Genomic DNA, 20014 nt, shown 5'->3' with positions numbered 1-20014 from the left:
CTTAGTCACCGCCTTTCTCCTGCCCGGAAATACGGGCGTGGTTCTCTGCGGCAGACCGGATGAAATGCTCCGCCTGCGGCAGATTCAAAATGCTTTCCATGAGGGAATAAAATTCCGTTTCGGTCAGCTCCTTTGTCTGTGGCGCAATGCTCTCAACGGCTGCCCCACGGGTAATCAGCCGGTGCGTCCTCTGTTTCCGGGAACCTCTTTCCAGATACGCCTGCCGGTTTTTCAAACGCTGCATTTTCCGTTTTTCCCGTTCCAGCAGGACAGCGGTTTTTTCATATTCCTGCTTCAACTGTTCCAAAGTTTTTTCCATGTTCTCACATCCTTTACTGATAAGATAAAGAAAGACCATCCGCAGACAGTCCGTGTGTCAGTGCGTCTATAAAACCCGATGAAAAGGGAAAAACGCAGAGCGGATTTCTCTTTTGGGCGGGTACACAGGGGATAGCCGCTTTAGCGGCGCAAGGGGGTGTAGCCACCTTGTCGGAGCGAAGCGAACGCAGACCTCGGATTGCTGATTTTATCAGCGGCAGAGGTAAGCTCCGCAGGACGCACGATACATGGTCTTTAGACTATGTATAGAAGTGCGCCCTTAGTTCCTAAGGGATTTTGCCGTTTCCGGCAGTCTTGTCCTTTTTCTTGGAACGCTTGGAAAGATACTTCGGGCAGTCAACCACAACCGCCCGGAAGCTCTGTTTACATTCGTGCTGGCATTTCCGGCACAATTCGTTGTAAGTGATACGGCTGCGGTCATTTAAGAAGAAAGACCATTCCAGCCGTCGCTTGTTACTCATTCTTGCCATAACCGGCTCCTTTCTCCGTTTCTATCTGATGTACGCAGATAGGCTGTTTTGGTGTAGCGTCTCGGTATTATTTTTAAGGTTTTTTCCCTCTGTATGCCCCTTTGGAAAGTACGGCAGTATTGCAGTCAGGGAATGATACCTCACGCTTATTTGTCGCTTCCCGGTACGGTTTCGGAGCCTTTTGCCATCCATTCAAAGAAAGCAATTTTGCTGACCTTGATAAGCCTGCCCCTGCGGAACGCCGGAAAGCCGGGTGTGTGTACCAGCTCATAGGCGCTCGCTCTTGAAATTCCCATAATCCGCTGAATGTCCGCCACATCCAGAACCAGCGGTAAATCCTCGTAGCTGTTCAATCTCTTTTTATCGTTCATTCTGTTCCTCCCATAAATCAAATAGGTTAAAATGCTTCCTGCTGCCGTTCTCCCCAAAAGCCGTTTTCCTGCCCCATTCCTGCGGTGTTTCCCTGCATTGGTGCGCCGGATGCGTCACTTCTCCTGCCGGTCATATCCCTTTTGGACGGTCATTCACTTGTCAAGGTACTGTGTGGCACGAAATTACCAACCGCAATCATCATAGCGTACTATCCTTGACAAAACAATGATTCTGCGATACCATGAGTGTAACTGATATAACCGAATTATATAATTACCATAAACAAAGGCAGGGGATAGGGATGGAGAATCAGTTTATACGGCATGAGCCATGTTTTGAGAGGATTTTGTTTGTCCTGACGCTGGACAGGAAGAAAATGAAAGAGCGGATTTTGATTGGGGAAGAACAGCAGATCCGCTTCCGGCTGAACGGGAGCCAAAACGCAGAGGTGCTTTGTGATATGACACGCCCACTGGGAACTTTTTTGATAAACTTTGAGCATGACACGGACAGAGATTGGAACTTATATGGGCTTTCTCCGCTGCGGCAAGCCCTCCACTCCAACAGATGGAAACAGCCGGAGCTGGAGCAGGCGGCAAGCGAATTTCTCTGGGGAAAATATCTTAGCAACGATCCTCTGAAAATGTATGTAGCGTTCCGTATCTGGAACAGCTATCTGCTTGCCAGAGAACCCCGTGACCGTAACGCCGCCTGTGACCGCTTCATGGATAAAATGAGCAGCCTGACCGGGGTATTCCATAACGAAGCCATGAGCTTTGACAGGGAGACAGGAAAACCGAAACATTTTCAAGCTGGCAGCCTTTATTTCAAAGGCGCACCGTCAGAAGATACCCGGCTTGACCTCTGGTTCCCGGACAACCGGCGCACAGAAGAATGTGTGTCTGCCTATGCGTCCCTCTACCCGTTGATTACCTATTATCTGAACAGGCTGAATGACTGGGGGCTTTGCTTCCGGCGGTGCAAGGTCTGTGGAAAATATTTTCTGGCAAAGAGCCAGCGGTATGAGCTGTGCAGCGACAAGTGCCGAAAAGCACAGGCGCTTCAAAACAAGCGGGAATTTGACGAGAGGTCAAGAGAAAATAACTATGACCTGCTTTATAAAAATGAATGCCAGAACTGGCGCAACAAAATAAACCGGGTAAAGAATACCGCAGGCTTTCCGGCTGACCGTCTGGAAAAAATACAGGCTGCCTTTTCCGACTTTAAGAAAGAAGCCTTGCAGAGAAAAAAGGCTGTAAAAACAGGAACAGCCAGCCCGAAAGAATTTACGGACTGGCTGTATCTGCAAAGTAATGTAATTGTGGAACTGACAGAATATTAAATTTTTTCTCGTTGTGAGGTTTCTGTGACATTTTGCTGATACTATAAAAAGAAAAAGGATGTGATACTATGCGAATACTGGTTGTTGAAGATGACCAGCTTTTGAATAAGACATTAAGCTATAATCTGTCGGCTGTCGGATATTCCGTGGATGGGGCTATGTCAAAGGCTGTTGCCATAAGATTTCTTGAAAAACAGGATTATGATTTAATCGTTTTGGATGTCAATCTGCCAGATGGGAACGGGTTTGATATATGCCATGAGGTAAAAGAACGCCGTCCTGATACCGCCGTGATTTTTCTAACCGCAAATGATATGGAAAGCGATATGCTGAAAGGATTTGAATTGGGCGCAGATGATTATGTAACAAAGCCCTTTCCTATCAGCGTGTTCCAAAAGAAAGTATCTGCTTTACTGAACCGCATTTCAGCACAATCCGGCGGCGATTTCTACGATGACGGGAATTTGTATATCAATTTTTCCGAATTATCAGCCTGTCTCGCAGGACAGCCGATTACCCTTACATCGTTGGAATATCGTTTATTAAAAGTGCTGACAAGAAATTCTCAAACTGTCCTGACACGTCAGGTATTGCTTGAAAAGCTGTGGGATGTAGATGAAAATTATGTGGATGAACACGCACTAACCACAACGATCAGCCGCATCCGCAGTAAAATTGAAACGAACCAGCATTCCTACATCAAAACCGTTTACGGTATGGGCTATATGTGGATTGGAGGAGCGCAAAAATGATTTCAAAAAAACTCTCCTTAAATAAAGTCTGCATAATACTGGCAACTACCATTTTACTTTTATCAGTGGTCATGTTTTCGGTTCTATATATCCTGACCAAAGAAATGTCTGTGGTATTTTGTAGCATGGCTTTTGGTCTGCTTTTTCTACTTTGTGTTACTGCTTTTGTGATACTGATACGGCGAAAGCTGACTTTGTTTTCTGAAATGCTTTGCTGCACCTTAGACGAAATGATGAATGGAAAAATAGATGTATCACAGGTTGCCGAAGAAGAAAACCTATTTTATAAAATCAATCATCGGCTGGTGCGTCTTTATGAGGTTATGCAGGAAAGCAAAAACAGCGTTGCCAGTGAACGAGCTGACTTACAGGAGTTAATTTCCGATATTTCTCATCAGGTAAAGACACCGATAGCAAACTTAAAAATGATAAATGCCACCTTATTAGAACAAGAAGTGCCACCGGATAAACAGCGGGAATTTCTACTTGCCAGTGGCACACAGCTTGATAAACTGGATTTCTTAATGCAGGCTATGATAAAAACTTCCCGACTTGAAACTGGCGTTATCTCACTTGAAAAGAAACAGCAGCCTATCTATGATACTCTTGCTATGGCGCTGGGCGGTATTTTTCTGAACGCTGAAAGAAAGCACATACAAGTTGAAGTAAACTGCCCGGAAACATTGGTTGTTTCCCATGACCGCAAATGGACAGCAGAAGCCTTATTTAACATATTGGATAATGCAGTTAAGTACACGCCGGAGTACGGTTCTATTCGTGTTTGCGTTGAAAGCTGGGAAATGCACCTGAAAGTCAGCATTACCGATACCGGCAAAGGTATTCCCGAAAACCAGCAAGGAGCAATTTTTAGGCGCTTTTATCGGGAAGAAGATGTCCACGATATAGAGGGAATCGGCATTGGGTTGTATCTTGCAAGGGAAATTATTAGCTTACAGAACGGTTATATACAAGTAACTTCTCAAGTAGGAACAGGTTCAACATTCTCCGTTTTTCTTCCCCATGAATAACCTGTTTTTTTGAAATGTCACAGGATTGTGACATTTCAGGGCAATTTATTATGCTGGCTGTGACATTTCTGTGAGGTTTGGTCGTTATAATGGATTTATCAAAAAGAAAGGATGGTGTTCTTTATGAGCATTTTGCAAACGACTGAACTGAAAAAATACTACGGTGCAAAGCCGAATATCACAAAGGCCCTGGATGGTGTGAACCTCTCTGTTGAGCAGGGGGAATTTGTAGCAATTGTTGGAACCTCCGGCAGCGGCAAATCCACTCTGCTAAACATGATCGGCGGGCTGGATGTGCCTACTTCCGGCAAGGTCATTGTGGATGGGCGCGACCTCTCTACATTGAAAGACGAGCAGCTTACTATCTTCCGCAGGCGAAAGATCGGCTTCATCTTCCAGAACTACAATCTGGTTCCGGTGTTGAATGTTTACGAAAATATTGTGTTACCCGTGGAGCTGGACGGAAACAAGATAGACAAGAAGTTTATGAAAGAAGTCGTTCAGATACTGGGGCTGGAGGATAAGCTGAACAATATGCCAAACAATCTCTCCGGCGGTCAGCAGCAGCGTGTAGCCATTGCCCGCGCCTTGGTATCAAAGCCCGCTATCGTCTTGGCCGACGAACCGACCGGCAATCTGGACAGTAAGACTAGCAGTGATGTGCTGGGGCTTCTGAAAGTAACCAGCCAGAAGTTCCACCAGACACTTGTAATGATTACCCATAACAATGAAATCGCCCAGCTTGCCGACCGCATTATTCGGATTGAGGATGGCAGAATTATGCAGTAAAGGGGGAGATGACATGAGCGATATTCTATTTGGCAACAATAATACCAAAACCATCAAGCACCTGTCTAAACAATATTTCAAGAAGAATAAGGTTCGTAATCTGGCGGCGATTCTTGCAATCGTTCTGACAGCATTTTTGTTTACATCCATCACTTCACTGGCATTTAACATGGTATCCTCCATGCAGCTCTCTATGCAGATGCAGAAAGGCAGTAAGGCAGATGGAACCTTTGGGTACATGACAGAGGAACAGTTTGAGCAACTGAAAAACAGTGATTTTGTGGAGCAGGCAGGTCATCGGCGGACGATTGGCTATGCAAGCAACGCCGTGGGTCATTCTGTTGAATTAAACTATGCGGACAGCATACAGCAGGAACTTACATTCTGTGTGCCAACGCATGGTTCAGCGCCGGAAAAGGCGAATGAAATTGCTACTACCGAACTGGCTTTGAAAGCCCTTGGTGTGGAGCCGGAGATCGGAGCAGAAGTTCCGCTGGAATTTGAACTGCGTGGAAAAACTTATCATTATGATATGGTGCTTTCCGGCTGGTGGGAAGCAAGCAACGATATGGTCAGTGTGGCCGTTTTTTCGGAGCAGTTTGTAAAAGATAATCCGGATGTGGTGAAAAATACCCGCGCAGTGGATGGAGAAATCTCAGGGGTTACTTTTTCTGATGTTGTGCTGAAAGACAAGACGAACATTCAGAAGCAGATGGATGACTTTGTCTACTCCATCGGGGGCAATCCAAAGGATATGTCTGCGGATAACTTTATCCTCTCTGTTGAAAACCAGATGGGAAAAGCCATGATTTCTCCGGAGTCCATCTTATTTGCCGTAGTATTTGTGCTGATGTTTGTATTGTGCGGCTATCTGCTGATTTATAATATTTTTGATATTTCCGTTATGCAGGATGTTCGGCAATATGGCTTATTGAGGATGATTGGTACTTCTACACGGCAAATTAAAAGCATCGTCAATCGGCAGACGGTATGGCTGACCCTAATCGGTCTGCCGATCGGTTTAATTGCCGGGTTCTTTGCAGGCAGGGCGTTGCTTCCGGTAGTAATGCGAATTTTCAGTTATGAGTATTCTACGGCAAGTTTGCAGGCATCGGCATCTCCTATGCTATTTGTTATAGCCGCATTGTTTACGATTTTGACAGTGTTTATCAGTACCCGCAAACCGGCCAAAAAGGCATCAAAAGTATCTCCCATGGAGGCAATTCGTTATACGGAGCAGGATGATTATAAAAAGAAAACGGTTACACGAATCAGTGGAGCAAAGCTCTCTCACATGGCATTTTCTAACTTAGGACGTAACAGACGCCGTTGTGTATTCATTGTTGTTTCTATGCTTTTGTGTATCGTTCTGTTCAACTCTATTATCATCGTGACACAGAGTATGGATGAAGAAAAGTGGATTACCCGCACAACAAAAACAGATTTTACCGTCTACAATTCGATTGCAGTCAATGTTCAGGAGGGCTTTAGACATCACGAAGATGCACTTCCACAGCAAGTAGTAGATATGATCCGTGAGCAGAACGGTCTGGAAGAAGAACGGTATCTTTACCGTAACACCGTAGATGACGGTAACGTGCTTGTGGATTACGGCTTTGAGGGACTTACTTGCACAAATACTTTTGAATATGAAAATGGGATTAGCAAGTCTTTCGGGAATTATGCGCTGAATACTGCCCCGGATGCAGAAAATCTTTTCTTTGGAAATGTCTATGGCGCTTCCGAACATTTTTGGTCTGACATGATGATTTATGATGGTGAAACAGATCCTAATGTACTGAAACAGAAAATGCTAACCGGAGAATATGTCATTATCGGAAACCGATTAGACCGACTGAGTGGTGGCCCGAAAACAACATCCCTGTCAGAGCAGTTGCAGATCGGTGATAGCATTTCTTTTTACAGGGATGGTGAGTTAGTCAAAACCTGCACAATTCTGGCAAAAGCCTGCACCGTTGGGACTGAGGACGAAACGCCGACAACAACTACGGCTACGATGCATATTGGCGGCGATGCGCCTTTTGTGTATTTACCAGACACCGTATTCAAACAGATTTACACGACCCCGACCCTGTTGAACTATGGATTTAATATGGATGCTTCTCTGCATCCGCAAATGGAGGACTTTCTGAGCAGTTATGTTGAAAAGAACCCCTCTGTTACCTATACCTCAACAAAATTACTGAAAGAACAATTAAATTCTGTTGCAAGTATGGTTTGGGTTGTAGGTAGTCTGATTGGCTGTATCATGGCATTGGCAGGATTGATTAACTTTACAAATATGATCATCACCAATATTATTACCCGTCGCCATGAGTTTGCGACTATGCAGAGTATCGGTATGACAAATCGCCAGCTTCAAAGGCTGATGGTTTATGAAGGCGTTTACTATGCCGCTGGTGCAGACATCATTGGTGGAGTGGTTGCGCTGCTGCTTGCTGTGACGGTGCTGAAAAATGTCTTGAACTCGCCATCTATGTGGTTCTTTACTCTGCACATTACATTGGTTCCAGCTTTGGTCATCGGCGTGCTTTATCTGTTGCTGGCTGCGGTCATTCCGCTGATCGTTCTCCACTTCTTTAACAAAGGAACTGTGGTGGAACGATTGAGGACTTCGGAATAAGAGTAATTCTCTTAATAACCATGTAAAAAACAAATCAAAAAGGTACTTGATATTGCGCTTCATTGCTTTTATCAAGTACCTTTTTTCATGCAGTATCATATAAGCGTGGATTCGTTATATTTGGTGTGGTATCTTTAACTATGGGAAACTCCGGTTTCCCATTTGCTGACAGCAGGAGGCGACACGCCCAGGGCAAGGGCCAGCTGTTCCTGTGTCATGGTTTTGGATTTGCGCAGCGCCGCAATGCGCGGGCCTATATTTATGTCCATGTAATAAATCTCCTTCACTCTTGTAATGTTGTCCGGCCGGATATAATTAGTATAGTCCATGAGAGAGCGCCGCACAATGGAGGCATTGTTAAACAATGGGAGAATTTTCTTAACCAGCGGTTATGCCGGCGGGAGTCTTGATGATTATGGGTCATACCTACAGCTGTGATAACAGCCGGTTATCCTCCGCGGCCTTTCTGAAAAATTCCAGAAACAGCCTGGTAGACAGCTTGAACTGGGTATCCCTGCGGAAAATGGTATAGAGCTGCCGTTTCAGTCCGGGATGGTCCAGAAGAGGCACCTGTTTCAAAAGCCCTAATTCCAGCTCCTGCCTCACCACATATTCGGACATGAAGGAGATGCCCTGACGGTTGCGGATACCGCGTTTGATGGCTTCAATGTTGCCGGACACATAAAGACCGGACGGGTCTAAGGAAAGGCGTCCCTCCATCAGCGGTTCGCAGCAAAGCACATCCGAGCCGACAGAGGCGGGCTGGGAGATGATGTAGGTTCCGGGAGTGCTGGAGGGACTGACAGCCAACGACATATTCCGGCTTCTCAAACTGCCCTGGCGCCAACTTGACACATACCGGGAAACATGGTACGATAAAATATATTCTTTCAGAGGATAAGACGGTAGAGCAATCTGCCGTTTTTTTACATTTGACGCGTCAAAAAAGCCCCCGCCTTCATGACAAGGGGCAGGAGCTTTAAGACGTGCAGGAGTGCTTTGGGATACATCCGTCCGCTTTTATCAATCCGCCTTTGCTTTGTCTAACGCTGTGTTGATGGCATTTAACAGGGCCGTGGAGGTATAGCGGGAGGTGCTGGGATATGTAAGGTTCTCCGTGGACTGATTGCTTATAATCTGGCCGGCCAGGTCGTCCAGGGTGGGCTGCATCAGAGGGTACATGGTGGTGACAGCCTCGCTTAATGGAACCAGGTCAATGGAGGTGATGCGGTTCTTATCCACAGTTACCTTTACATTTACATCTTCGCTGCCAAGTGTCAGTGCCGCACTGTATACGCCCGGCAGATAGCCGGCAGGTTCAGCGGAGACGGAAACATTGTCCTTCCCAGGCCGGAACATGATGAAACAGAGGGTAATTAAAAGGATGGCAAGGCCTACGAAGATTGCGGTGTAGATGATTTCCTTCATCCTTAGTACCACAATTTTGGTTTTAGAGCTCATAGTCAGGACCTCTAAGATAGTTTGTTAAAGCTTATGTTGCAGGGCGGGGAAATATGAGAAGTTTTCGTTGTCCCGTCCGCCGGAAGGAGAGAGAAAAGGTGGCGTTACAGTTCATATTGGGAGGAGCAGGCTCAGGAAAGACCAGGATGCTCTATGACCGGGTCATAAAGGAGTCCATGGAGCATCCGGAACAAAGGTATCTGGTGGTGGTGCCGGAGCAGTTTACCATGCAGACCCAGAAGGAAATCATCCGTCTCCACCCCAGGCACGGGGTCATGAACATAGATATCCTCAGCTTTAAGCGTCTGGCTTACCGGGTGTTTGAGGACCTGGGAGTCAGAATCCCGGTTGTGCTGGATGACATGGGAAAATCCATGGTGCTGCGCAAGGTGGCCGGTTTAAAGAGGGGGAAACTGTCCCTTTACAAGGGCCATCTGGAGCAGACCGGCTTCATCAGCCAGCTTAAGTCCCAGATTTCGGAGCTGTACCAGTACGGCATTACTCCGGACATGCTGCGGGAAGTGGGGGAGGTGACAGCTGCCCCCATTCTGGTCCAGAAGCTTAAGGACCTGGAGGTGATTTACAGTGGTTTCAGGGAGTATATAGAGAGCCATTACATTACGGCTGAGGAGATTCTGGACATCCTTTGCAGGGAGCTTCCAAAGTGGGAGCCCCTTAAGGACAGCGTCGTCCTTCTGGACGGCTACACCGGCTTTACGCCGGTCCAGTACAGGCTGGTGGAGCTGTTCCTGGTGCATGCCAGGGATGTGGTGTGCACGGTTACCATTGATTCCAGGGAGAACGCCTACAAGGAGAGCAGCATCCAGCATTTGTTCCATATGAGCCGCCATACGGTGTGCCGCGTGGCATCCATGGCAAAGCAGCACGGAATCACGAAGAAGGAGGACATTATCTGTAACCGTCGTCCGGCCTGGCGGTTTAATGAAAGTCCGGAGTTGGACTTTCTGGAACAGAACCTGTACCGGTATTCCGGAAAAACCTGGGAGGGAAAGACAGAGCGTATCCTGGTGTACAAGGGACGCAACCCGGCAGGAGAGGCAGCCTATGTGTGCAGCCGGATTGAGCAGATGATAAAGGAGGAAGGGCTGCGCTACCGGGATGCAGCCGTGATTACCGGGGACCTACCATCCTATGGCCGGGAGCTGGCCCACCAGTTTGACGAGGCCGGGATACCCTATTTCCTGGATGATAAGAAGAGTATCCTGGAAAATCCCATGGTGGAGCTGATACGCGCGGCGCTGGAGATGGTGAAGGATTTCTCCTATGAGAGCGTGTTCCGGTACCTGAAGACCGGGCTGGTGTATGATAGGGCCGGGTCGGTGTATGATGAGGCCGGGATGGATTCGGAGGCGGATACAGGCCGGGCCGTGGACGGCATTTCCCCAAAGCATGATAGTGAAGCCGGGTTTGACGGTTCCAGGGAACATGTGGAAAATATGACGGACCGGCTGGAAAATTATGTGCGGGCCCTGGGCATACGCGGGTGGAAACGCTGGGATTCCTGTTGGGAACGGCAGTACAGGGGCGGTGAAAAGCTGAACCTGAAGGAACTGAACGAATACCGTATGTGGATACTGGAGCCTCTCAGGCCGCTGCGGGAGGCTTTTAAGGCAGAGGGGGCCACGATTGCCTCTGTCACGGCCGCCCTCCGCCGGTTCCTGGAGCATATGAGGCTGAGGGAAAAGCTGGAGGACTACAGGGACTTCTTCCTGGAGCGCAGGGAGCCTGGGGACGAGAATCTGGCCAGGGAGTACGGTCAGGTCTATGACCGGGTCCTGGAGCTGTTTGAACGGCTGGAGGGACTCCTGGGCGCGGAAAAGGCGGATATGAAGAATTATATCCAGATTCTGGACGCTGGATTCCAGGAAATCCAGGTGGGAGTAATTCCTGCCACGGTTGACCAGGTTATGGTGGGTGATATCACCCGAAGCCGTCTGGAGGCAGTGAAGGTACTGTTTTTTGTGGGCGTGAATGAGGGAACGGTGCCCCAGCGGAAGAGCGGGGGAAGCCTTTTGACGGACCGGGACAGGGCTGCGCTCAGAAAAATGGATATAGAGCTGGCGCCCACGGTGAAAGAGGATGGCTGTATCCAGAAGTTTTACCTGTATCTCATGATGTCCAAGCCGTCCGGACAGCTGGTGCTCACCTATGCTGGTCTTACGTCTGACGGCAAGAGCCAGAGGCCCTCCAACCTCATGGGAGAAGTGGGAAAGCTGTTTCCGGAAATGGAAACCCTGGATGAGCATTCCGTGGAATGGCCGGTGCGGACTGAAGGGGATGCCAGGGAGCTTCTTATACAGGGACTACGCAAAATGCAGGAACAGGATGAGGACGGAAGGGAACAGGAGCAAGCCGCCTTTTTGCAGCTCTTTCAACATTTCTATCACTCGGAGGAGCACCGGCATAAGGTAAGGCAGCTCCTGGACGCTGCATTCTATTCCTATGAGGAAAGAGGAATCGGGCGGGCGGCTGCCAGGGCCCTTTACGGCCGGGAATTACAGGGCAGCGTGACCCGGCTGGAACAGTTCGCCTCCTGTGCCTACGCCCATTTCCTGCGGTACGGGCTGGAACTGATGGAACGGCAGGAGTATGAGCTGGAAGCAGTGGACATGGGCAACCTGTTCCACCAGTCCATAGACAGGTGTTTTGCCTATATGAAGGACAGCGGACAGGACTGGCGGGAGCTGACGGAAGAGGGCAGAAAAAGCCTTGTTAAGGAATGCGTGACCCAGGTAACCGAAGAATACGGCAATACAATCATGTCCAGCTCAGCCCGCAACGCGTACCTGGCAGGCCGGGTGGAGCGGATTACGGACAGGACCATATGGGCCCTGGCAGAGCAGGTGAAAAAGGGCGACTTTGAACCGGTGGGATTTGAGGTGTCCTTTTCAGCCATTGATAACCTGAAGGCCATGCGCATCGGTCTGTCAGAGGACGAGGAGCTGCAGCTCCGGGGACGCATTGACCGTATGGATTTGTGCAGGGATGAAGACCACGTATATGTGAAAATCATTGACTATAAGTCAGGAACCACGTCCTTTGACCTGGCTGCCCTGTTCTATGGCTTACAGCTCCAGCTGGTGGTTTACATGGACGCGGCGGTGGAGATGGAGGAGAGGCGGCACCCGGATAAGGAGGTGGTGCCGGCCGGTATTTTCTACTACCACATAGGTGACCCGATAGCGGATAAGCAGGAGGGTATGGATGAAAAGGATATCAAAAAACAGATATTAAAACAGCTCAGGATGAACGGGCTGGTAAACAGTGAGCTGGATATTATCCATCATCTGGACAGGGAGATTGAAAAGGAGTCTGATGTGATACCCGTTGCCATAAAGGACGGTTATGTCCAGGAGAGCCGTTCATCCGTGGCCAGCACCCGGCGTTTCCAGGACCTGCGCCGGTTTGTGAACCGGAAGCTCAGGGAGGCCGGACAGGACATCTTAAGGGGAAATGTGGACTTAAAGCCATATAAACAGGGAAGCAGGACGGCCTGCGATTATTGTCCCTACCATGCTGTATGCGGATTTGACACCAAGACAGCAGGATATGGATACCGCAAGCTCAGGGGACTTAAACCGGAGGAAATCTGGGCGGAATTGGAAGCTGAAGGAGACGAGGAAGCAGATGGCAGTGAATTGGACCAGTAAACAGCAAGAGGTAATAGACAGCAGGAACAGGAACCTTCTGGTGTCCGCGGCTGCCGGCAGCGGCAAAACAGCCGTGCTGGTGGAGCGTATCATCCAGATGATAAGTGAAGGAGAACATCCTCTGGATATTGACCAGCTGCTGGTAATGACATTTACGAATGCGGCTGCGGCGGAGATGCGGGAGCGGATTGGAGCTGCGGTGGAGCAGAAGCTGAAGGAACGCCCTGAGGACGAGCATCTGTGGCTCCAGGCAGCCCTGATTCCCCAGGCCCAGATTACCACCATTGACAGCTTCTGTCTGAACATCATACGCAGCCATTATAACAGCCTGGATATAGACCCGGCCTTCCGTATCGGGGATGAGGGAGAGCTTTCCCTTTTAAGGGGGGACTGTATGGGGGAAATGCTGGAGCGCTGTTACGATGAGGCGGATGAGCAGTTTGCCAGGTTCGTGGAGCACTTCGGCCGGGGAAAGTCAGACCGGGGAATCGAGGATGTGATTCTCCAGGCTTGGCAGTTCTCACAGAGCCATCCATGGCCGGGGGAGTGGCTTGCCTCCTGCCAGAAGGAGCTGGAGGAGGAGAACATTCAGGAGATGGAGGGAAGTCCCTGGATGGTTTTCCTTATGGAGGATGCAGCCAGGCAGATGGAGGAGCTTTCCGGGCAGCTGGGGGAAGCCCTTAAGGTGTGCAGGGAGGAAAACGGGCCCCTGGCTTATGAGCCGATGCTTGTAAGCGACAGGAGCAAGATAGAGGCCATAGGAAGGGCAGCTGCGGCAGGCAGCTTTGAAGCCCTGTATCACAGCCTTCAGAACATGAGCTTTGACCGGCTGGCCTCCATCCGGAGCAAGGATATTGACGGTGATAAAAAGGCATTTGTGAGTGCCTGCCGGGACCGGGTTAAGAAGGCTGTGGCAAAATGCAGGGAGCTCTACGGCCAGCAGAGCCCGGAGGAAGTGGTGGCAAGCATGAGGGGGACCAGGCCGGTTATCCGGGAACTCTTAAAGCTTACGGGCATGTTCGACCAGGCATACAGGGAAGCCAAGAGAGAGCGGAATGTGCTGGATTTTAATGATTTGGAGCATCTGGCCCTGGAGGTTCTGTATAAGAGAGAGGGACCGGGGGATGGGGAAGAGACGGATAACGGGTCAGAGCAGGCGGACACGGCAGAGCAGGGGGATGGGGAAGGTAAGATATCCCGCCGTCCTTCACCGGTAGCGGATGAACTGAGCCGGCAGTACGAGGAGATATTGGTGGATGAATACCAGGACAGCAATTATGTCCAGGAGGCGTTGATTACCAGTATTTCCAGGGAACGGTCCGGCCATCCCAACGTGTTTATGGTGGGGGATGTGAAGCAGAGCATATACAGATTCCGTCTGGCCAGGCCTGAGCTTTTTATGGATAAATATGAGAATTATTCCAGGGAAAGCGGATTATACCAGATGATAGAGCTGCAGCAGAATTTCCGGAGCAGGGAGTCAGTGCTTACCAGTGTCAATGATGTGTTTTATCAAATCATGACAAAGAATCTGGGAGGAATCACATATACAGATGAGACAGCCCTTTATCCGGGCGCGAAATTTGAGGAAGTGAGCAGGAATACGGTCTGTGGCCTGGAATTGGATGAGGAAGAGGCTGGCGGGCAGGAGCCGGATGCCAGGGAGAGCGGCGGACAGGAAGGCGGAACCGTTTCGCTCAAAGCCGGAACTCCCACTGAACTGCTTCTGGTGGATACAGGCGCAGAGACGCTGAGGCAGCTGGACGAAGATTCCCTTGACTATACGGCAAAGGAGCTGGAAGCAAGGCTGATTGCAGGGAGGATACGCCAGCTGGTAAGCGAGAGCCAGGGACTTATGGTGTGGGATAAATCCAGGGGAGCATACCGCAGGGCCCGTTACGGCGACATGGTCATCCTGCTCAGAAGCATGACCGGCTGGTCCGAGGTATTTGTAAATGTGCTGATGAACGAAGGCATTCCGGCCTTTGCCCAGACCAGAACCGGATATTTTAACACGGTTGAGGTGGAGACAATCCTGAGCCTTCTGTCCGTTATCGACAATCCCATGCAGGACATCCCTCTGGCGGCAGTCATGCGTTCGCCGGTTGTGGGGATGGATGATGAGGAAATGGCCTGGATGATGGCTGCCTACAAACGGAATTCTAAAAAGGGACAGGACAGGGGCGTGTACGGGGCGTGGAGACTCTGGCTGGAGGAAGGTCCGGGCTCAAAGGATGGGCCGGGGCCGGAGAAAGGACCGGAGGGTGAACCGGACCCGGAGGAAGGGCCGGAGGGTGAACCGGGCCCGGAGAAAAATCCGGGTATGGAGGAAGGATGGGTTACAGTAGGCCTGTCCGGCATACCGGAAAAGGCAGCCCATTCCATTTCACTTAAATCCCTTAAGCTGTTTCTTCTTATGGAACAGCTGCGGAGGGAGGCAAGGCATCTGCCTATCCATGAACTGCTGTACCGGGTATACAAAGAAAGCGGATATTATGACTACGTGTCCGCCATGCCGGCAGGGGAGACCAGACGGGCAAACCTGGACATGCTGGTGGAAAAGGCTGCTGCCTATGAATCCACCAGCTACAAGGGCCTGTTCCATTTTGTGAGATACATTGAGAAGCTGAAAAAATTCGATACAGACTTTGGCGAGGCCAGTGTGGCCGGCGAGCAGGACAACACGGTTCGCATCATGAGTATCCACAAAAGCAAGGGCCTGGAATTTCCGGTGGTATTCCTGGCAGGCCTGGGCAAGCGGTTTAACAAGCAGGATGCGTACGGCCAGATTCTTCTGGATGCGGATTTGGGCGCGGCAGCGGATTTTCTGGACCTGAATCTGCGGGTCAAGGCGCCGACCCTAAAAAAGCAGGCTCTGAAGCGGCGGATGGAGCTGGAAACAATGGGAGAGGAGCTCAGGGTCCTCTATGTGGCCATGACCAGGGCAAAGGAAAAGCTGATTATGACAGCCGCAGACAAATCGCTGGAAAATAAGCTGGGAAAATGGAGGGACATTCCCTTTTCCGGGGGCCAGCTCCCCTATACCATACTGGCTTCGGCTAATTCCTGCCTGGACTGGCTCCTTATGGCGCAGCCCGCCATCCCGTCCTCCCATATGGAAATGCGCCAGATTCAGGTAAAGGACCTGATTGGCGGAGAAATCACCCGCCAGATTATACGGAAGATGAAAAAGGAAGACCTTCTGAACCTGGATAAGGATACGGTGTATGATGAAGCATTTGGAGCACGTCTCAGGGAAGCCCTGGAATATAAATATCCTTATGAATCAGACACCGGGCTGTACGCCATGGTGTCTGTATCCGAACTGAAGAAGCAGAGCCAGATAGGAAGGGCAGAGGACGCCATTGGCACGGACAGCGGTAATCTGGAGGGAATCCCCCTGGACGGTCTGAAGGCGCTGACCGGGGGCAGGAATATGGCTGCCCCGGAAGCCGGGGAAATCGGGGAATCCGGTGAACACAGGCCCAAGTCCCCGCCTGGACCGAACCGCGGAGCCCTGCGGGGAACCGCTTACCATGCAGTCCTGGAGCACATTTGTTTTCATGATATACACGGTCCGGCGGAGGTAAAGCCTGTGGTGGATAAACTGCTGGAGGATGGTTTCCTGGATCAGGAGGCCCATGATTTTATCCAGCCAGCTGTTATATGGAATTTCCTGTCCAGTCCCCTTGGAAAGCGTATGGCCAAAGCACAGTCTGAGGGACGTATCCATAAGGAACAGCAGTTCATCATAGGCATACCTGCAAGGGAAATGGGACTTGGCGATTCCGACGAGCTGGTGCTTATACAGGGAATCATTGACGCCTATCTGGAGGAAGAGGACGGATTGGTCCTCATTGACTATAAGACAGACCATGTGCCGGAAGGAAATCCGCAGCAGGGAGCAAAGATACTGGCAGAGCGCTACAGGGTCCAGCTGGACTATTATGAGCGCGCACTGACGCAGCTCACTGAGAAGCATGTAAAAGAGCGCATCATCTATTCTCTTGCGCTTCAGATGAGTATAAACGTATGAAAGAAGGAATAAGGATGAATCAGAAGAGAGAAATAAGGACTGTGTCCCTCATAGGACTGGGAGCCATCGGCTGTTTCCTGGCAAGCCATCTTGGCCCGATGATGGGAAATGATTTTCGGGTGATTGCAGGGGGCAGCCGCCGCCAGCGCCTGGAACAGGAGGGAGTCACGGTCAACGGGGTTAATTACCGTTTCCGCACCATGTCCCCGGAGGAAACCTGCGGTCAGGATTATCCGGATTTAGCTATTATCATCACCAAGTTTCCCGCCCTGCCCCAGGCGCTGGAGGACATAAGAAACCAGATTGGCCCGGATACCCTTATTATGGCTCCCCTGAACGGGGTGGAGGCAGAGGATAAGGTGGCGGAGGTATTTGGCTGGGACAATCTGCTCTATTCCCTGGCAAAGGTGAGCGTTGTCATGAAGGACGGCTGCGCCTCCTTTAATCCCAAGGCTGCCAGGATTGAAATGGGGGAAAAGTACAATGAGATAGTGTCCCCCAGGGTTCAGGCCGTGAAGGAACTGTTTGAGCGGGCAGGCATCCGTACTGTTGTTCCCAAGGATATGGAGCGGGCCATCTGGTATAAATACATGTGCAATGTCAGTGAGAACCAGAGCGCTGCTGTCCTGGGAATTCCCTTTGGAGCCTGGAGCGTCAGCAGCCATGCCAATTTTATCCGGGAAAAACTGATGCGTGAGGTCATAGCCATTGCCGGAAAAAAGGGAATCGACCTGTCGGAGAAGGATATGGAAAAACAGGCCGGCGTGCTTAAGGATGTGCCCCCTAAAAATAAGCCGTCCACCCTTCAGGACATTGAGGCAGGCCGCAAGACAGAGGTGGAGATGTTCGGCGGCACCATCATCCGCATGGGCCGTGAGCTGGGAGTGCCTACGCCTTATAATGAAATGTTTTACCATGGAATCAAGGTGCTGGAACAGAAGAATGAGGGACTTTTTTAAAAGAAATAGACTTAGGTGCGGAACGAAAGACGGATGAACCGTAAGGCAGCCATCCGTCTTTTGTTTCACGTTTATTCGCTTGTGTGTCCTGCCTATATAGCCACAGGAATCTTCCCGCTAAAGGTGTGATACTGATAATTTTCCAGCCGGAAGCTGTCTGTGGTGAACTTATAAAAGTCCTGGATGGAGGTATCCATGGACAGGGTGGGGCCGGGATAGGGCTCGCGTTTTAAAAGCTCCTGAACCATGGGAATGTGGCGGTCGTAGATATGAGCGTCCGCAATGACATGAACCAGTTCACCGGGCTTCAGGCCGCTTACCTGTGCCAGCATGTGAAGCAGGACAGCGTACTGGCATACATTCCAGCTGTTGGCTGTCAGCATATCCTGGGAACGCTGGTTTAAGATGCCGTTCAGGGTATTGCCGGAGACATTGAAGGTCATGCTGTAAGCGCATGGATAAAGGTTCATCTCACATAAATCATGGTGGTTATAGATGTTGGACATGATTCGGCGGCTTAAGGGATTGTGCTTTAAGTCGTACAGGATGCGGTCCACCTGGTCAAAATCCCCTTCCTTATAATGATGCTTTACGCCCAGCTGGTAACCGTAAGCCTTGCCGATACTGCCGTATTCATCTGCCCAGGAATCCCAGATGTGGCTGTTCAGGTGGTGGATGTTGTTGGACTTTTTCTGCCATATCCACAGCAGCTCGTCCACCGCTGACTTAAAGGCAGTACGCCGCAGGGTGATGACGGGAAATTCCCTGGTGAGGTCGTAGCGGTTCACGATGCCGAAGCGTTTAATGGTGTGGGCCGGAGTGCCGTCCTCCCATACGGGACGCACGTCATAGTCCGTATCCCAGACGCCGTGTTCCAATATATCGTTGCAGTTTTGTATGAATATCTGGTCTGCGTAGCTCATGTTTATTGTCCTCCATTTTAAATATGGAATCATTATAACAGAGGACAGGCTGTTTAGGAAGACATTTGTGGAGTAAGTTCAGGTTAAGCCTTTCTATCACCTTTTCTTTCAAAGGGTTTCGTGATATAATCTGTCAAGACCAGTGTCAGGGCAGGCCTGTGTAAAAGCAGGCGGCAGGGATGAATCATTGTTGGAAAAATATGGGAGGTACTTGCGCATGAATTTAATCGTTGCAGTGGATGAAAAATGGGGGATTGGCAGGGACGGCGGACTCCTTGCGCATCTTCCGGAAGACATGAAGTATTTCAGGGAGACCACCAGGGGCAAGACAGTGGTTATGGGCCGTAAGACCCTGGAGAGCTTTCCGGGAGGAAAGCCCCTCAAAAACCGTGTGAACATTGTTTTATCCAGAAATGAACAATATGCCCCTGAGGGCGTCCGGGTGTACCAGAGGGTGGAGGATGTGCTGGAGGCATTAAAGGGCTGCGGTGAGGATGACGTGTTTGTTATCGGCGGAGGCATGATATACAGGGAGTTTCTGCCGTATTGCACCAAGGCATATGTGACTTATATCCGCCGCACCTTTGATGTGGACACGGATTTTGAAAATCTGGACCGGAATGGGGACTGGGAGCTGGAGTCGGTCAGTGATGCAAAGGAGCATGAAGGCATATCCTTCGAATTCAGAATATACGGAAGGGTAAGGTGATATTACATTGAATCTTTGTGTGACAGCGGACAGGCATTGGGCCATCGGTAAGGATGGCAGGCCATTGGTGACCATTCCCGCGGACCGACAGATGTTCATTAAGGAGACAGCCGGCAAGGTGGTGGTCATGGGAAGGAAGACACTGGAGGGACTGCCGGGAGGACAGCCCTTTGGAAACAGGGTAAACATTGTCCTGACCCATGATATGCAGTATAAGGTAAAGGGCGCGGCTGTCTGCCACAGCCTGGAAGAGGCGCTGGAGGCCCTGGAGAACTACGATGAAAATGATATCTATATCATAGGAGGGGAGAGTATTTACCGGCAGTTTCTTCCCTACTGTACGCAGGCCCATGTGACCAGCATTGACTATTCCTATGACGGGGATGCGTATTTTCCTGATTTGGAAGAGGATGAGGGCTGGTATCTGGCGGAAGAGGGGGATGAACAGACCTATTTTGACCTCTGTTATACCTTCCGGAGGTTCCGGCGGAAAAAGTAATAAAAAAATTGTTCAACACG

16 protein-coding genes and 1 pseudogene are annotated in these 20014 nt (G+C 50.1%); 10 read left to right on the top strand and 7 right to left on the bottom strand.

What is annotated here, in order from left to right; translation table 11 throughout:
* Position 1 precedes the first annotated feature (1 nt).
* The 3 genes from FGS84_RS17700 to FGS84_RS17690 all read right to left on the bottom strand — a co-directional run bounded on the left by FGS84_RS17700 (position 2) and on the right by FGS84_RS17690 (position 1180).
* A complete protein-coding gene (locus FGS84_RS17700; RefSeq protein ID WP_171042661.1) occupies positions 2-319 on the bottom strand; it encodes a DUF3847 domain-containing protein in 318 nt (105 codons plus the stop codon).
* A 286-nt stretch (positions 320-605) separates the two neighbouring features.
* Complete coding sequence (locus FGS84_RS17695; protein WP_004614949.1) at positions 606-809, bottom strand: hypothetical protein; 204 nt, start codon at positions 807-809, stop codon at positions 606-608.
* A 146-nt stretch (positions 810-955) separates the two neighbouring features.
* On the bottom strand, positions 956-1180 hold the full coding sequence (locus FGS84_RS17690) for a helix-turn-helix domain-containing protein (RefSeq protein ID WP_005362423.1): 225 nt from the start codon (positions 1178-1180) through the stop codon (positions 956-958).
* A 302-nt stretch (positions 1181-1482) separates the two neighbouring features.
* On the opposite strand from FGS84_RS17690, the gene FGS84_RS17685 reads away from it, so the two are divergent.
* From FGS84_RS17685 to FGS84_RS17665, 5 genes are all read left to right on the top strand, one after another.
* Positions 1483-2523 (top strand): DUF6076 domain-containing protein, encoded by a 1041-nt coding sequence (locus FGS84_RS17685; RefSeq protein WP_138309768.1) that lies wholly within the window; start codon positions 1483-1485, stop codon positions 2521-2523.
* A gap of 68 nt (positions 2524-2591) precedes the next feature.
* Positions 2592-3275 carry a response regulator transcription factor gene (locus FGS84_RS17680; protein ID WP_004849790.1) on the top strand — a complete coding sequence of 228 codons (684 nt, stop codon included), beginning with the start codon at positions 2592-2594 and terminating at the stop codon, positions 3273-3275.
* Complete coding sequence (locus FGS84_RS17675) at positions 3272-4303, top strand: HAMP domain-containing sensor histidine kinase (RefSeq protein ID WP_004849789.1); 1032 nt, start codon at positions 3272-3274, stop codon at positions 4301-4303. The genes FGS84_RS17680 and FGS84_RS17675 overlap by 4 nt, the downstream gene beginning before the upstream one ends.
* 123 nt (positions 4304-4426) lie before the next feature.
* Positions 4427-5092 (top strand): ABC transporter ATP-binding protein, encoded by a 666-nt coding sequence (locus FGS84_RS17670; RefSeq protein ID WP_025491181.1) that lies wholly within the window; start codon positions 4427-4429, stop codon positions 5090-5092.
* A gap of 13 nt (positions 5093-5105) precedes the next feature.
* On the top strand, positions 5106-7736 hold the full coding sequence (locus tag FGS84_RS17665; protein ID WP_025491182.1) for an FtsX-like permease family protein: 2631 nt from the start codon (positions 5106-5108) through the stop codon (positions 7734-7736).
* A gap of 143 nt (positions 7737-7879) precedes the next feature.
* On the opposite strand, the pseudogene FGS84_RS17660 reads toward FGS84_RS17665, so the two are convergent.
* The 3 genes and pseudogenes from FGS84_RS17660 to FGS84_RS17650 all read right to left on the bottom strand — a co-directional run.
* Positions 7880-8005, bottom strand: a pseudogene (locus FGS84_RS17660) (helix-turn-helix transcriptional regulator); the annotation flags it as partial.
* 157 nt (positions 8006-8162) lie between these two features.
* Positions 8163-8591, bottom strand: coding sequence for a LysR substrate-binding domain-containing protein (locus FGS84_RS17655; RefSeq protein WP_243130009.1), 429 nt, complete (start codon positions 8589-8591; stop codon positions 8163-8165).
* 168 nt (positions 8592-8759) lie between these two features.
* Positions 8760-9197, bottom strand: a complete 438-nt coding sequence (locus FGS84_RS17650) for a hypothetical protein (RefSeq protein ID WP_138309767.1) — start codon at positions 9195-9197, stop codon at positions 8760-8762.
* Between the two features lie 53 nt (positions 9198-9250).
* Here FGS84_RS17650 and FGS84_RS17645 point away from each other — a divergent pair, with 53 nt between their 5' ends.
* Genes FGS84_RS17645 through FGS84_RS17635 form a run of 3 tightly spaced genes read left to right on the top strand, consistent with a single transcriptional unit; the run spans position 9251 to position 17863 of the window.
* Positions 9251-12868, top strand: coding sequence for a PD-(D/E)XK nuclease family protein (locus FGS84_RS17645; protein WP_138309766.1), 3618 nt, complete (start codon positions 9251-9253; stop codon positions 12866-12868).
* Entirely contained in the window at positions 12846-16904 is a 4059-nt protein-coding gene (locus tag FGS84_RS17640) for a UvrD-helicase domain-containing protein (RefSeq protein ID WP_138309765.1), read from the top strand. The genes FGS84_RS17645 and FGS84_RS17640 overlap by 23 nt, the downstream gene beginning before the upstream one ends.
* A gap of 14 nt (positions 16905-16918) precedes the next feature.
* A complete protein-coding gene (locus tag FGS84_RS17635; protein ID WP_138309764.1) occupies positions 16919-17863 on the top strand; it encodes a ketopantoate reductase family protein in 945 nt (314 codons plus the stop codon).
* Between the two features lie 92 nt (positions 17864-17955).
* Here FGS84_RS17635 and thyA read toward each other — a convergent pair whose 3' ends face one another.
* Positions 17956-18786, bottom strand: a complete 831-nt coding sequence (thyA, locus tag FGS84_RS17630; protein WP_138309763.1) for a thymidylate synthase — start codon at positions 18784-18786, stop codon at positions 17956-17958.
* 217 nt (positions 18787-19003) lie between these two features.
* On the opposite strand from thyA, the gene FGS84_RS17625 reads away from it, so the two are divergent.
* Together FGS84_RS17625 and FGS84_RS17620 are read left to right on the top strand one after the other, a co-directional pair.
* A complete protein-coding gene (locus tag FGS84_RS17625; RefSeq protein WP_138309762.1) occupies positions 19004-19495 on the top strand; it encodes a dihydrofolate reductase in 492 nt (163 codons plus the stop codon).
* A 7-nt stretch (positions 19496-19502) separates the two neighbouring features.
* Entirely contained in the window at positions 19503-19994 is a 492-nt protein-coding gene (locus tag FGS84_RS17620; protein ID WP_138309761.1) for a dihydrofolate reductase, read from the top strand.
* Positions 19995-20014 lie beyond the last annotated feature (20 nt).

It is taken from the genome of Clostridium sp. 1001271st1 H5 (genome assembly GCF_005845215.1).
GTDB lineage: Bacteria > Bacillota > Clostridia > Lachnospirales > Lachnospiraceae > Enterocloster.
This window is presented reverse-complemented; position numbering and strand designations above follow the sequence as displayed.